General features: G+C 72.3%; 9 protein-coding genes. 4 read left to right on the forward strand and 5 right to left on the reverse strand.

From position 1 onward, the window contains the following. Positions 1-5 precede the first annotated feature (5 nt). The 3 genes from I847_RS23960 to rfbB all read right to left on the reverse strand — a co-directional run bounded on the left by I847_RS23960 (position 6) and on the right by rfbB (position 3,693). Positions 6-932 carry an LCP family protein gene (locus I847_RS23960; RefSeq protein ID WP_231384237.1) on the reverse strand — a complete coding sequence of 309 codons (927 nt, stop codon included), beginning with the start codon at positions 930-932 and terminating at the stop codon, positions 6-8. Positions 933-1,372: 440 nt separating this feature from the next. Further along, on the reverse strand, positions 1,373-2,593 hold the full coding sequence (locus I847_RS23965; protein ID WP_051274951.1) for an LCP family protein: 1,221 nt from the start codon (positions 2,591-2,593) through the stop codon (positions 1,373-1,375). A 104-nt stretch (positions 2,594-2,697) separates the two neighbouring features. Continuing rightward, a complete protein-coding gene (gene rfbB / locus I847_RS0114980) occupies positions 2,698-3,693 on the reverse strand; it encodes a dTDP-glucose 4,6-dehydratase (protein WP_028050347.1) in 996 nt (331 codons plus the stop codon). A 98-nt stretch (positions 3,694-3,791) separates the two neighbouring features. Between rfbB and I847_RS0114985 the strand changes: the two genes are divergently transcribed. Together I847_RS0114985 and I847_RS0114990 are read left to right on the forward strand one after the other, a co-directional pair. Next, positions 3,792-6,575, forward strand: coding sequence for a hypothetical protein (locus I847_RS0114985; RefSeq protein WP_028050348.1), 2,784 nt, complete (start codon positions 3,792-3,794; stop codon positions 6,573-6,575). Beyond that, a complete protein-coding gene (locus I847_RS0114990) occupies positions 6,572-8,095 on the forward strand; it encodes a glycosyltransferase family 39 protein (protein WP_028050349.1) in 1,524 nt (507 codons plus the stop codon). The genes I847_RS0114985 and I847_RS0114990 overlap by 4 nt, the downstream gene beginning before the upstream one ends. A gap of 1 nt (position 8,096) precedes the next feature. Here I847_RS0114990 and I847_RS23970 read toward each other — a convergent pair whose 3' ends face one another. Together I847_RS23970 and I847_RS0115000 are read right to left on the reverse strand one after the other, a co-directional pair. Then, the gene (locus I847_RS23970; protein WP_051274942.1) at positions 8,097-9,191 is read right to left on the reverse strand and encodes a glycosyltransferase family 2 protein; all 1,095 of its coding nucleotides are present in this window, start codon (positions 9,189-9,191) and stop codon (positions 8,097-8,099) included. Next, complete coding sequence (locus tag I847_RS0115000; RefSeq protein ID WP_196804583.1) at positions 9,188-10,279, reverse strand: glycosyltransferase family 1 protein; 1,092 nt, start codon at positions 10,277-10,279, stop codon at positions 9,188-9,190. Before I847_RS0115000 ends, I847_RS23970 begins: the two co-directional genes overlap by 4 nt. A gap of 131 nt (positions 10,280-10,410) precedes the next feature. Between I847_RS0115000 and I847_RS26800 the strand changes: the two genes are divergently transcribed. After that, complete coding sequence (locus tag I847_RS26800) at positions 10,411-11,322, forward strand: bifunctional 2-polyprenyl-6-hydroxyphenol methylase/3-demethylubiquinol 3-O-methyltransferase UbiG (protein WP_051274943.1); 912 nt, start codon at positions 10,411-10,413, stop codon at positions 11,320-11,322. A 200-nt stretch (positions 11,323-11,522) separates the two neighbouring features. Further along, the gene (locus tag I847_RS25780) at positions 11,523-13,568 is read left to right on the forward strand and encodes an LGFP repeat-containing protein (protein WP_155856167.1); all 2,046 of its coding nucleotides are present in this window, start codon (positions 11,523-11,525) and stop codon (positions 13,566-13,568) included. Positions 13,569-13,609: the final 41 nt, after the last annotated feature.

Genomic DNA, 13,609 nt, shown 5'->3' on the forward strand with positions numbered 1-13,609 from the left:
ACGGGTCAGGCGGTCGGCATCCCGCCGACCGGGCCGGGCGGCAGCGTCCCGTCGCGGACGGCCACCCAGAAGGCCGGTGTGAGGTCGGGGTCGAGCCGGACCGTGGACCCCACCCCGCCCGGGCGGTAGTTGAGGCTCTTGATCGGGGGTGTGCCGGTCACGCCACCTGGACCGTTGGCCGCGCGAAACGCGAGCGCCAGCCTCCCCAGGTCGACGATCCCCGTCCCGTCACTGACCTTCAGCGCACGGGTGCCGGCGTCGATCAGCGCCACCTGCTTGTGGGGATGGAACACGAGGGACCCGGGCTTGACCTTGCCCATCACGGCGCTGATGAGCTGTCGCTGCCGTTCGGCGCGACCGACGTCGCCGGTCGGGTCCGCTTTGCGCATCCGCGCGAACGCGAGCGCCTGCGTACCGTCGACGTCGTGGCACCCTGCGGTCCAGACCATGTTCGAGTCGTGGTCGTTGACGTCCGCGTCGTGGCACAGGTGCACACCACCGACCGCGGTGACGATCTGCTCGACGCCGGCCATCCCGATCTCGGCGTAGTGGTCGACGGTCAGCCCGGTGAGCCCTTCGACCGTCTGCACGAGCAACGGAGCCTGGCCCCAGGAGAAGGCCGCGTTGAGCTTCGCCGACCCGTGCCCGGGGATGGCGACGTACGTGTCGCGCGGCAGGGAGATGAGCGCGACGGGACCGTGCTCGGGAACCTGCAGCACGAGGATCGTGTCGGTGCGTGCACCCGCGGTGCCGTCGTCCTTGATGCCGCCGTCCGCACGCGAGTCGGAGCCCGTCAGCAGGTACGTGGTTCCCGGCGTGTTCGCGGCGCCGCTCAGGGCGGGCGTGTGCTGCACCTTGCCGTTCGCCCACACGGTCAAGCCGATCGGCCACGCGAGCAGCACCACGAGCACGAGGACCGCGACCAGGGCCACCAGCGGCCACCGCTTGCGGCGCGTCGACGGTGCCGTGGCACGAACGGCTGGGGTCCGGGTCGAGGGTGCGGGCGGCGGCGTCGACGGTCGTCGCCCGGCGGGCCGCGAGGCGGTGCTCCGCGGTGCTGCCGGCGCCGACGTGGTTCGCGGGCCGGTCACGCTCGGCGCCGTCGCACGCGGCGCCGGAGGACGTACCACCCGCGCCCCCCCGACCTCGACGGCCGGTGCTTGCGGACGTGCGGACGGGGACTGCGGCGCGAACGACTCAGGCCGGCTCGGTGCCGGCGGGCGTCGCTGGGACGGCGTGGGTGTGGTCGTGGGTCGGGGCGGCTTTCCGACGACGATCGGTCGGGCGTCCGGCGACGATGCGGCCGGTGCGGCCCCGCCGGGCGCGAAGCTCGGTGGCGGCGTACGGCTGGTGCGTTCCTCGGACGCCATCGTCAGCAGACGTCGGTCGTGTCGCCGGCCGAGAACTCTTCCTTGCCTGCGGCCTTCGTCGGCGCCGGCGTCGGGGACGTCGCGGGGGCCGGCGTCGTCGCGGTGCCGCCCGGCGTCGTGGGTGTGGGTGTGGCGGGCGTGGCACCCGCGGGCGGGGTGTCGTGCGCCATGTCCGCCCAGACCTTCGCGGCCGCGGACGTCCACTCGACGCGGTTGCGGTCGGACTTGGCGGGCGCCCAGGGAATCGTCACGAACGTGATGTTATGACGGTCGATGTTGCGAAGGTTGTAGGCGAGGCCGGTCATGTCGGCGACCGACATGCCGTTGTCGACCGTCAGCGAGCTGGTCGCTGCGCTCAGGAAGCGGACGAGCTTGCCGGGGTTGGCCAGAACGTTCGCGGACAGCACCTCACGCGCCATCGACGCGACGAGCTTCTGCTGGTTGCCGATCCGGTTCGTGTCGGAGCCGTCCCCGACGTTGTGCCGCGCGCGGGCGTACGCGAGCGCCGTCGGTCCGTCCAACGTCTGCTGGCCCGCCGTCGGGATGTTGAGCCCGGCCAGCTTGTCCTTCATCGGCTTCGGGATGCACATGGGGACCCCGCCGATCGCCTGGACCATCGACTGGAAGCCCTGGAAGTCCACGACGGCGAAGTGGTCGATCGAGACGCCCGTGTTCTCCTGCACCGTGCTGATGGTGCATGCGGCCGCGGAGGGCATGTCGCCGCCCATGTCCCAGCCGGTGGCGAACGCCGAGTTGAACATCCCGTGCGTGGCCCTGCTCGTCTTGCCGTTCGTCATCGTGCACGACGGGATGTCGACCAGCGAGTCGCGGGGGATCGACACGATCGAGATCCGTGACCGGTCTGCCGAGATGTGCATGACCATCGTCGTGTCGGAGCGCATGCCCGAGGCCTTGCCGCCGATCTTGGCGTTGACACCGTCTCGCTGGTCCGAGCCGAGGATGAGGATGTTGACGGCCTTGCCTGCGTCCGGGTCACCCGGGTCGTGCGCGGCGGACGACGGGACCGGCTTCACCAGACCCGCCACGTCGACGGTGTGGACGTTCCCCTGCAGCCTCACGGCGAGCGCCGCGCTGCCTGCCGCCCCGAACGCCACCACCGCGACGGCGGTCAGGGCGATGCCCCGCAGCAAGCCGTGGGTCCGGACGCGGCGGGCGTGACGGGCGGCACGAGGGCGCGAGGGAGAGGCGTGGCGAATGGTCACCGGACGATCGTAGGAGGTGGATGTTCGCTCGTCGGGGAGCACACGGTCGAGCGAGGTGGAGGATCTGTGCAGATCAGCGCACGTGCGACGACAGCGCCGAGCGGTCAGCGCCCGAGCTGCGCGTACTTGGCCTCGGTCGCGTCCTTCTGCGGGCGCCACCACGACTCGTTCTCCTGGTACCAGGCGACGGTCGCCTCGAGGCCGGCGCGGAAGTTCGGGTAGCGCGGCGCCCAGCCGAGCTCGTCACGCAGCTTCGTCGAGTCGATCGCGTAGCGCAGGTCGTGGCCGGGGCGGTCGCTCACGAGGTCGTAGGCGTCCTTGGACTGGCCCATGATCTCGAGGATGTCCTCGACGACGGCCTTGTTGTTCTCCTCGCCGTCCGCACCGATGAGGTAGGTCTCGCCGAGGCGTCCGCGCTCGATGATGGCCCACACCGCGCTGTTGTGGTCCTCGACGTGGATCCAGTCGCGCACGTTCTCGCCCGAGCCGTACAGCTTCGGGCGGACGCCGTCGATCACGTTGGTGATCTGGCGCGGGATGAACTTCTCGACGTGCTGGAAGGGACCGTAGTTGTTGGAGCAGTTCGAGATCGTGGCGCGGACCCCGAAGCTGCGGGCCCACGCCCGCACGAGCAGGTCGGAGGCGGCCTTCGTCGACGAGTACGGGCTCGACGGGTTGTAGGGGGTCTCCGGCGTGAACTTGGCCGGGTCGTCGAGCTCGAGGTCGCCGTAGACCTCGTCGGTCGAGATGTGGTGGTAGCGCACGTCGTGCCGGCGGACCGCCTCGAGCAGCTGGTAGGTGCCGATGACGTTGGTCCGGACGAACGGCCACGGGTCGTGCAGCGAGTTGTCGTTGTGCGACTCGGCCGCGAAGTGCACCACCAGGTCCACGTCCTTGACCAGCGTGTCGACGATGTCCGGGTCGGAGATGTCGCCCTTGGCGAAGACGATCTGCCCGTCGACCGGGTCCAGGCTGCGCTCGTCGCCTGCGTACGTGAGCGCGTCGAGCACGGTGACGCGGACGTCCGGACGCTCGCGCACGGTCTGGTGGACGAAGTTGGAGCCGATGAAGCCGGCTCCGCCGGTGACGAGCACATGCATGGATGCCTCCTGGTTGGTTCGACCCACGAGCCTAGCCGTGCCGGTGCGCACCGATGGTGTGGATAGGGTTCCACCCACGACCCGATCGAAGGGGGTTCATGGTTCCCGCACGGCAGGCGCGAGCGCTGCTCGGCTGGCCGTTGGTCACGTTCGCCTGCTGGCTCGCAGCGGTCGCCTACGCCGTCCTCCCGCTCGCATCGAGCTTGCTCGATCGCACGGTCTTCCTCGGATCGGACGTGCTGCTGGGCTTCGCGCCGTGGCGAGGGACCGGCGCGACCGAACCCGCGGTCGCGAATCGATGGGTGGGCGACACCCTCGATGCGGCCGTGCCGACCACGACGCTGCTCTCGGACGCCGTCCGGCAGGGCCACCTGCTGACGTGGAACGCCTTCGTGAGCGGGGGGACGCCGCTCGGCTCCGTGCCCGACTCGGGCCTCGCCAACCCGCTGTCCTGGCCGTGGCTGCTCTTCCCGGCCCGGTACGCGCCGGGTGTCGTCCAGCTCGTCGTCGTGGCCGTCGCGATCGCGGGGACGGCGCTCCTCCTGCGCAGGTACGGGCTCCCGTCGGCCGCTCAGGCCGTCGGCGGGCTGGTCTTCGCCTCCACCGGGTTCATGGTCGCGTGGACCAGCTGGCCGCAGGTGCGGGTGGCTGCGCTGCTGCCGTGGCTGTTCTGGGCGGTCGATCGGCTGGTCATGAACAGGCGGGTGCGTGACGGCGTGCCCGTCGCGCTGGTCCTCGCCGCGATGCTCCTCGGTGGGTTCCACGCCGTCACGGCCTGGGCCGTGATGGCGGTGGTGCCCTACGCCGTCGTCCGGTGCGCCATGGCACGGAGCACGGTCCGGGCGTGGTTGCACGTCACGACGATCGGCGTCGGCGCCGGCATCGTCGGCTTCGCACTGGCAGGGTTCCAGGTCGTGCCGTTCGCGCTGCAGGCGGTCGGGGTCATCGACTTCGACGTGCGGCGGCAGACGGCGGACGCGCACCTGACCCTGCCGACGTTCGCCACCACAGTCGTCCCCGGTGCCCTGGGCTGGCCCGACGACCTGGCGTGGGACTGGGAGGGCGCGGGGTGGAACCCGGTCGAGCGGTTCGCGTTCCTCGGCGTCGCCGCGGTCGTCCTGGTGCTCGTGGGCCTCCTCGTGCGCCCGCGCACGGTACGCGCGCCCGACGCCCACGCCTTCGCGCTGGCGGGGGCGGCCGTCTGCGTCGTCCTGATCTTCGGCGTCGGCCCGTTCCTCGGCTGGGCGCAGCACCTCCCGGTCTTCTCGACGAACATCGTGACGCGCCTGCGCTCGCTCCTCGGCTTGTTCGTGGCGATCTCTGCGGCCTTCGGGATGGCGGCGCTCCTCGCGCCCGCCGGACTGCGCGTCCAGCTGCGTGACACGGTGGGCGGCCGTGCGATCGTCGGTGCGGCCTCCCGCGTCGCGGTCGTGGTCCTCGTGGCTGCCGGGACCGCGCTCGCGGTGCGACGAGCCCTCGCCGTCACGCCGGCGGCCTCGGCGGGGGCCGCCCGGACTGAAGCGCTCGTCGCGCTCGTCGCCGGTGCCCTCGTGCTCGGGGCCGCGGTCGTCGTCTGGGCGCGTCCGCGGCCGGGCGCGGTGGTGGCGGTGCTGGTCGTGGTGCCCGTCGTGCTGGGGGCGCAGGCGCTGGACGTGACGCGACACTGGTGGCCGACGTCCTCCGTCGACACGTTCTACCCGGTGACGGACACGCACCGCTTCCTCGACGCGAACCTGGGCCACGAGCGGTACGGCGCCGTCGGCAAGGCGATGTTCGGTGCCGGTGCGATGTACGAGCAGCGCGCGGTCGCGGGGCACGCGTTCCACACCCCGGGCTGGAAGCGGATGCTCACGGCGGCCGCCCCGGACGCGATGCTCTCGCCGACGTACTCGTCGCTGACCGTCCCTTCACTGTCGTCGCCGGCGCTGGACCGGCTCGCGACGCGCTACGCGGTGGCCGACCCGCGCGACGAGGTGCCCGGCGTGGTGACGGCCTCAGGCGCGCCTGCCGGGACGACCACGCTCGACGCGGCGACCTCCGTCGAGACGGCGGTGACCGGCCCGCTGCGCGGTGCGCGGCTCGCGCTCACCGTCGACCACGGCGACGCCGTGGAGGTGCGCGTCGAGGTCCGCGGTCCTGACGGCGCAGCTCGGGCGCGGGCCACGACCACAGTCACGCCGGCGTCCGCCGGTCTCGGCGTCTGGGTCGCCCTCGACGCGGACGATGTCGACGCCGACGCGGAGCGCACAATCGCCCTCTCCGTCGTCGGCCCCGGCGCGGTGACCGTCCCGACGGACGCGGACGGCGACTGGGTGGTCGACGTCGTCCGCCCGACTGCGGACGGGCTGAACGTGGCGGACACGGGCAGTGCGACCGTCTACGAGCGAACGAACGCCCTGCCGCGTTTCCGGTGGGCGTCCCGGGCCGTGGTCGAGACCGACGAGGACGCGCGCGTGACGCTGCTCGCCGGAGGGACGGTGCCCGACGACACAGTCGTCCTCGAGCACCCCGACCAGGCCGCGACGGCGTCTGCGACGAGCTCGGGGCACGGCGAGGTCCAGGTCCTCGCGGACCGTGGCGACTCGCTCGCCCTGAGCGTGGACGCGGACGGTCCCGGGTGGCTCGTGGTCGCGGATGCGCTGCGGCCGGGTGGGTGGCACGCCGAGGTCGACGGAGTGCCCGCGGAGCTCCTCGACGCCGACGAGGCGCTGTCCGCCATCCGGGTCGACGCCGGAACCCACGAGGTGAGCCTGCAGTACGACCCGCCCGGCATGCGGGCGGGCTGGCTGCTGACGGCGTCGGGCTGGTTGGTCGTGCTCCTGGTCGTCGGTGGCGCGGCAGTCCGTGACCGTCGCTCGCGTCGACGGTCGGTCACGACGTGAGCGCCGAGGTCGCGACCGCCGAAGGGCATGTTGCGCCCGCGGTCCCGGACGCCTGGGCGGCGATCGCCCGCCTGCTCGGATCGCGCTTCGTCACGGTGCTGCTGATCACGGTCTTCGCTGCGCAGGCGGCGTGGGTCGCGGTGACGGCGCGGTCCAGCGTCTACGACGAGGCGGGGCTGCACCTGCCGTCGATCGCCTTGCTCGCCCGCGGCGGCCCCTTCCTCCACCAGGCGCCCGACGACATCTGGCTCGGCGACCTCGAGCGCTCGGGCAGCTACCTGTACTGGTGGGTGCTGTCACTGGTCGTGCGTGTCGCGGGGCTCGATCCCATCGACGACATGGCTGTCCTGCGACTGGTCTCGGTCGCGATCGCCGCCGTCGGTGCGGCCTACGTCTGGCGCCTTGGCAGAGCGCTCGGTCTCGGGCCGGTGGGCGCGAACGTCGCGCTGCTCGTCGTCACCGCCAACCCGCTTCTGGTGTTCATCAGCGGCACGGTGAACTACGACGTCGGACTCCACACGCTCGCGTGGATGTTCCTGTACTACACGGTGCGGGTGCTGCGCTCGCGTACGCCGAGGCCCGGCCTGTACATCGCCGCCGTCACGACCTGCGGGGCGGCCTCCTTGACCAAGTACACCTTCCTCGCCCTGGCGCCCGTGCTCGTCGTCGCGATCCTCGTGCACGGGGCTCGGACGCGCGGGTGGTGGCGCGAGCTGCGGAGCTATTGGCGCGCGTCACCGTTCGTCCTCGTCCGCCGCGCCGTCGGCGTCGTCCTGATGGCCGCGGTCATCGCCCTGGTGCTCGAGCGGTACGGGCTGAACCTCGCGCGGTACGGCACCCTCGTGCCCTCGTGCGACGTCGTCCACACCCCGGCGCTCTGCGACCAGTTCGGTCCCATCCTGCGCAACCGCGTCTACGACGCGGTGCACGAGCCGGACACCGCACTGACGTGGTCGACCGCGACGGCCTACGTCACCGAGCAGTGGGTACCGCTGATGCTGGAGCGCGCGACCCTGATCGGGGTCGTGCCCCTCGGCGGCTCGCGTGCGACATGGGTCGGGACCCCGGTGCAGCTCGCGCTCACGCCGTGGCTCGCGGGCGCACTGCTGGTCGCCGCCTTCGCCCGGCTCGTGGTCCGCCGCCGAGCGGTCGAGCTCGTCCTGGCAGCGGGGTGCCTCACCTACGTCGGGGCACTGTTCGCACTGAACCTCAGCGACTGGCTCCGCCAAGACGTCGCCGCCGGCGTGGCGACACGCTACGTGCTGGTGCTGCTCCCGGTCGTCGTCGTCCTCGCGACGCTCGCGGCGGCCGACCTCGGCCGCGCGCTGCCGGCGCGGGTGCGCCCGCCCGCCGCGGTCGTGGCCGGCCTCGGCCTGGCCGTGCTCCTCGTGGCGGCGCGCGCGGGGCTGCTGTCGTTCGTGACCGCGGTCGACGCGACGTGGCTCCGCGTCGATCCGGGAACGTGGCGATCCCGCGTCACGCTCTTCCTGCACCGGCTGAGCGGGCCGGCGGACCGCTAGCTCACGCCCGGTACCCGCCGGACGGGGCGCCGGGAGGGACCAGGAGACGCTCGACCTCCCGGCGCGCGACCCGGGCGCTGCGCCCGATCGCACGTCGCTCGCGCAGCAGGTGCGGCAGCATCGCGGCCCACGACCGCAGGGCCCGCAGCCGCGTCCGGACGACCCAGCCCGGCTGCCGGCGGCGGAGTGCGATCGAGGCGGTCGTGACGACGAACCGGGTGAGGCAGCGCGCGACGAGCCGGCCCGAGCCGCACTTCGTGAGAAGCGCCAGCCGGTTGCGGGCGTCGTGGAACCGGAAGAACTCACTGCCCTCGCCGGAGGAGGCCGCGTGCACGTGGTCGACGATCGCGCCGGGGCAGTGCTCGACCCGGTATCCGGCGAGGCGCAGCCGCCAGGACAGGTCGGTGTCCTCGTAGTACATGAAGAACCGCTCGTCGAAGAGGCCGACCTCGTGCAGCGCGGACATGCGCAGGATCGCCGCCGCTCCGCTCACCCCGAAGACCCCGCGTGGCGGGTGATGGTGCCGCGCGTCGGCCAGCCAGCCGCGATCCATGCCGAAGCCGTCGGTGCGCATCTCGTTGCCGGTCGAGTTGACGAGGTGGTCCGTGCCGTCCGGGTCCGCGACCCAACGCCCGTCCGGGCCACCCACCGAGCTCGCGTCGTCCTCGGTCGCGGGGCGGAAAGGCTCCGCCAGCAGGACGGTCGCGGCCATCGCAGCGACGGACGGGTCGGCCGCGTCCATCGCGCGGACCAGTGCGGCGACGGCCTCGGGTCGGGCCGTCGCGTCGTTGTTCAGGAGGATGGCATAGCGGGACCGCACGGTGCGCAGGGCGAGGTTGTTGCCGCCTGCGAAGCCGAGGTTCGCGCCCGCCCGGATGAGCGTGACGTCGGGCCTGCGCGACGCCACCAGGTCTGCCGTGCCGTCCGACGACGCGTTGTCGACGACCACCACCTCCATGCGGAGCCCGTCGAGCTGCTGGCCTGCGAGCGAGTCGAGACAGGTGAGCACCAGGTCTGCCGCGTCGTAGGTCACGGTGACGACCGTGACGTCCGGTCCCACGGACGCGTCGGGCTGCGGGCCTGCGCCGCTGGTCATGCCGCTGCTCGACGGTACGCGCCGAGGGTCGCCCGGGCGCAGGCCCCCCAGGTGAACCGGGACGCCCAGGCGCGACGGGAGTCCTGGGAGGCCGCGTCATCGGGTGCGTCGAGCGCCCGTCCCAGCGCGTCGGCGATCGAGTCGGCGTCCGACGGGTCGGCGAAGGCGGCGTGCGGTCCGGCCACCTCGCGCAGGACGGGCAGGTCGGCGGCGACGACCGGCCGGCCCGCCGCGAGCGCCTCGAGGACGGGCAGGCCGAAGCCCTCGTCGAGGGAGGGCAGCGCGAGCGCCCTCGCGCCGGCCACGACCGCGCGCAGATCGGAGTCGGTGAGGAAGCCCGTGCGCACGATGCCGTCGCCGGTCAGATCGGTCGCTCGGCCGGCGGGCCCGGCGAGCACGAGGCGTGGCACGTCGGGCCGCGAAGCGCGCAGGCGTGCGTGCGCCGCGATCAGGCGGCCCAGGTTCTTGCGGGGGTCCAGCGACCCCACGAACACGATGTACTCCTCGTCGAGGCCCAGTCGTACCCGGGTCGGCACGTCCGGGGGAGTGGCGGCCGCCCAGGCCGGGTCGACGCCGAGCGGGGTGACCGTCAGCCGCTCGTCGGGGAGACCGTAGCGCTCCTGCACGGCGCGGCCCGTGGCCGCAGTGGGGACGACCACGTGGGCGCCACGGTCCAGCGCCCGTGGCACGAGCGCCGCGTACTGCAGGCTGTCGGGGGCGACAGTCTCGGGCAGCTCGAGGTACGTGAGGTCGTGCAGCGTCACGACCTCCGCGGCGCGCCGGGTCGGCGGGGAGACGAAGTTGGTCCCGTGGAAGACCGTCGTCCCGCCGACGAGCGTCTCGATCCGCGGCTGGTCCCCCCGCAGCCATGCCGCTCGCAGCGCACGCGCGGGGATCCGTGGCCCGACCTGACGAACGCCGTCCGGCAGGTCGGGTACCCGCCCTCGCCGCGCGCTCCACGTGGTGACGCGGACGTCGAGCGTGTCAGGTCCGTCGAGCTGGGCCAGGGCACCCACGAGCTCGGCGACGTACCGCCCGATGCCGGTGCGGGTACCGAGCAGCGGTGTCGCGTCCAGTGTCACCCTCACGGCCGGAATGGTCTCACGCTGCCGGAGGGGAACCACCCGTTCGGGTGTTGTCGGGCACCGTGGGTCGTGGAGTAGCGTTCGCACGCCCCATACCCTTGGGTGGACGCCGAGGTCCGCGAGAGGATTGCGCCGTGCCCACCTATGACGTCGCTGTCGACGAGTCCGCCGACAACAACTCCCACGCGCTCATCGTGCAGTTCGTCGGCCACGACAAGCGCGTCCTGGACGTGGGATGCGCGACCGGCTACCTCGGTGAGGTGCTGCGTCGGCGGGGCTGCGTCGTGACGGGGATCGAGCGCGACCCGGCCGCCCTGGCCGCAGCGGAGAAGGTGCTCGACGAGGTGGTCGCCGCCGACCTCGAGACCGTCGTCCTCGCCGACCACTTCGCGCCGGAGTCGTTCGACGTCATCATCTTCGGCGACGTGCTCGAGCACCTCACCGATCCCGAGCGCCTGCTGCGGGCCGCCACCGCCTTGCTCGCCCCGCGTGGCTACGTCGTCATCTCGGTGCCGAACGTCACGCACGGCTCCGTCCGCCTTGCCCTGCTGCAGGGTCGGTGGCGGTACACCGATCGCGGGCTTCTCGACACGACGCACGTGCGGTTCTTCACGCGCACCTCCCTGACGACACTGGTGCGGTCGTCCGGACTCGTCGAGGTGGACGTCGTCCCGACGACGGCCGACGCTCTCGACGTGGAGGTCGACGTCGACGCGACGGCCCTGCCCGAAGGCGTGCTGGACTGGGTGCGCGAACAACCGGATGCGGACACGTACCAGTTCGTCGTCCGCGCGGTCCGCGCCGACGCCGACGGCGCCCTCGAACGCGCGCAGGGCGCTGCCGCCGAGGCGAGCCGGCGCGCCGCGAGCCTCGAGCACGAGGTGGCCGGTCTGGCCGCGAACGTCGGCAGCCTCGAGCGGGCCCTCGAGCACGAGCGCGCGCGACGAGACGACGCGGAAGCCGAGCTTCGGGCGGTGTACGGGACGCGGTCGATGCGGCTCCTGGCACGACCTCGCGGGTGGTGGGCGGCCGCGCGCCGCCGCTGACGTCTCGTCGCCGCCGGTCCCACTCGCCGGCCCTGCCACAGCCGGTTGTCCGGACCGTCCCGGACCGTCCCGGTTCGTCCGGCGGCCGCTCAGGCGACACGCTGGCCGGTCATTGACTCGTCCTGCGCACGGTGGTTCCGTGTCAACCCGACCGGACCGCCGATGGAGCGAACCCGGGTGTCAGTGTGGACGGGGTCGACATGTTGGTGGGCAGCAGCCGAGCAGGACGACGACTGGCTCGGGTCGGCGCCATCGTCGCGCTCGTCGTGGGGATCGTCGGCGTCGGTGTGCCGACCGCGGCCGACGCGTCGTCGTTCGACCCCGGCTACATCATCAGCGACGGCGTCTTCTACGACAGCACGTCGATGACGGCGGCGGACATCCAGCGGTTCCTGACGTCGCACAACCAGGGCTGTGCGACCGGGTTCACGTGCCTGTACCAGTACCAGACAGCGACGACCACCAAGCCCGCCGATGCGTACTGCGACGGCTACACCGGCTCGTCGAGCGAGCCCGCGAACGTCATCCTGCAGAAGGTCGCGCGCTCGTGCGGCGTCAACCCCCGCGTCCTGCTGACGAAGCTCCAGGTCGAGAGCAGTCTCGTGACCCGCGTGAGCCCGACCTACGACAACGCGTACCGGAAGGCCATGGGCTACGCCTGCCCGGACACCGCCCCCTGCGACCCCTCGAAGATGGGCTTCTTCAACCAGGTCTACAACGCGGCGCGTCAGTTCGAGTCCTACCGGCTCGGGACGGGGTGGTGGTACGTCAAGGGTGGGACGTACGACATGCTCTACAACCCGAACCGGGCGTGCGGCACCGGTCGGATCACGTTGCGCAGCCAGGCGACGGCCGGCCTGTACCTCTACACGCCGTACCAGCCGAACGCCGCGCTCCTCTCGGGGCGGCCCGACGGCTGCTCGTCGTACGGCAACTACAACTTCTGGAAGATCTACACCGGGTGGTTCGGGTCGACCAGCTTCTCGATGCTGGAGCAGTTCCGCAGCTGGTACGACGTCGCGGCCAACGAGGCCCTGGCCGGCGACCCGATCGCCAACGGCGTCTCGGTGCCCGGCGGCGTCTCTCAGCGGTTCGCGCACGTGACGGTGTACTCGTCGCCGTGGACCGGCGTGCAGTACACCCGGGGACTGGTGGACGTCTTCTACCCCGCCGCCGGCGGGCCCGGCGGCCCGCTCGGATTCCCCGCGCGTTCGCCTGAGGTCGCGGTCGCCGACGGGCTCAGCCAGGACTTCGTGAACGGAACCCTGTACATCGGTCCGCGCGGCAAGTGGGGCCCCGTGCTCGGCTGGATGAACCAGGCCTACGTCGGTGTCGGCGGCGGACCCGCGAGGATGGGGTTCCCGGTCTCCGGCCAGCGCAGTGTCGCCGGGGGCCTGGTCCAGAGCTTCGAGTCCGGAGCGATCTACGTGTCGGGCGGGTCGGGCGCGTGGCCGGTCATGTCGGCGGTGAACAAGGTCTACGTCGCCCGAGGCGGCCCCTCTGGGAGTCTCGGCTTCCCGAAGGCGAGGCAGGTCGCAGACTCGGGTGGTCGGCGGCAGGACTTCCAAGGTGGCCGGCTCTACGTCGGGCCCAAGTCCTCGGGTGTCGTCTCGGGGTGGATGCTCCAGGCGTACACGGGCGTCGGCGGTGGCCCGGGATCGCTCGGCTTCCCGACCGGGGAGCAGAAGGTCGCGTCGGGCGGGATCTACCAGGCCTTCGAGAAGGGCTACATCTACATCTCCGGTGCGACCGGCGCCGTCGTCGTGCCGTCGTGGGTGAACACGTTCTACGTCGCGGCCGGTGGCACCGGTGCGTTGGGTTACCCCACGCATCGGGTCGTCTCGGTGGCCGGTGGCCTCCGACAGGACGCGGAGCGGGGCTCGGTGTTCATCGGTCCGCGGGGTGCATGGGGCTCGGTCTCGGGGTGGATGCTCCAGGCCTACCTCGGTGTCGGCGGCGGGCCTGCACTCCTCGGCTTCCCGACGTCCTCCCGCGACGACACGGTCGCGGGCGGCCTGACGCGGTCGTTCGAGTACGGCCACCTGTGGATCTCTGGTTCCACGGGCGCCTGGGCGACGCTGGGCAAGGTCGATGCGGCATTCACCGGCGCCGGTGGCGCGGGCGGGTGGCTCGGCTTCCCGGTCGGACCTCAGCAGAACGTCTCGGGTGGTGGAGTGCAGCAGCGGTTCCAGCACGGCACGATCGTCGTCCCGGCCTCCGGCTCGGCGCAGGTCACTCGCGGCTGACGCCGAGAACGCAGGTCTCTCGCGGCTGACGACGCGAGAAC

The organism is Cellulomonas sp. URHD0024, from assembly GCF_000426185.1.
Lineage (GTDB): Bacteria > Actinomycetota > Actinomycetes > Actinomycetales > Cellulomonadaceae > Cellulomonas.

Excerpts from the sequence above, each read along its gene's own strand:
- rfbB (WP_028050347.1), bottom strand. The coding sequence starts at position 3,693 with ATGCATGTGCTCGTCACCGGCGGAGCCGGCTTCATCGGCTCCAACTTC.
- I847_RS0114985 (WP_028050348.1), top strand. The coding sequence starts at position 3,792 with ATGGTTCCCGCACGGCAGGCGCGAGCGCTGCTCGGCTGGCCGTTGGTC.
- I847_RS23970 (WP_051274942.1), bottom strand. The coding sequence starts at position 9,191 with ATGACCAGCGGCGCAGGCCCGCAGCCCGACGCGTCCGTGGGACCGGAC.
- I847_RS25780 (WP_155856167.1), top strand. The coding sequence starts at position 11,523 with ATGTTGGTGGGCAGCAGCCGAGCAGGACGACGACTGGCTCGGGTCGGC.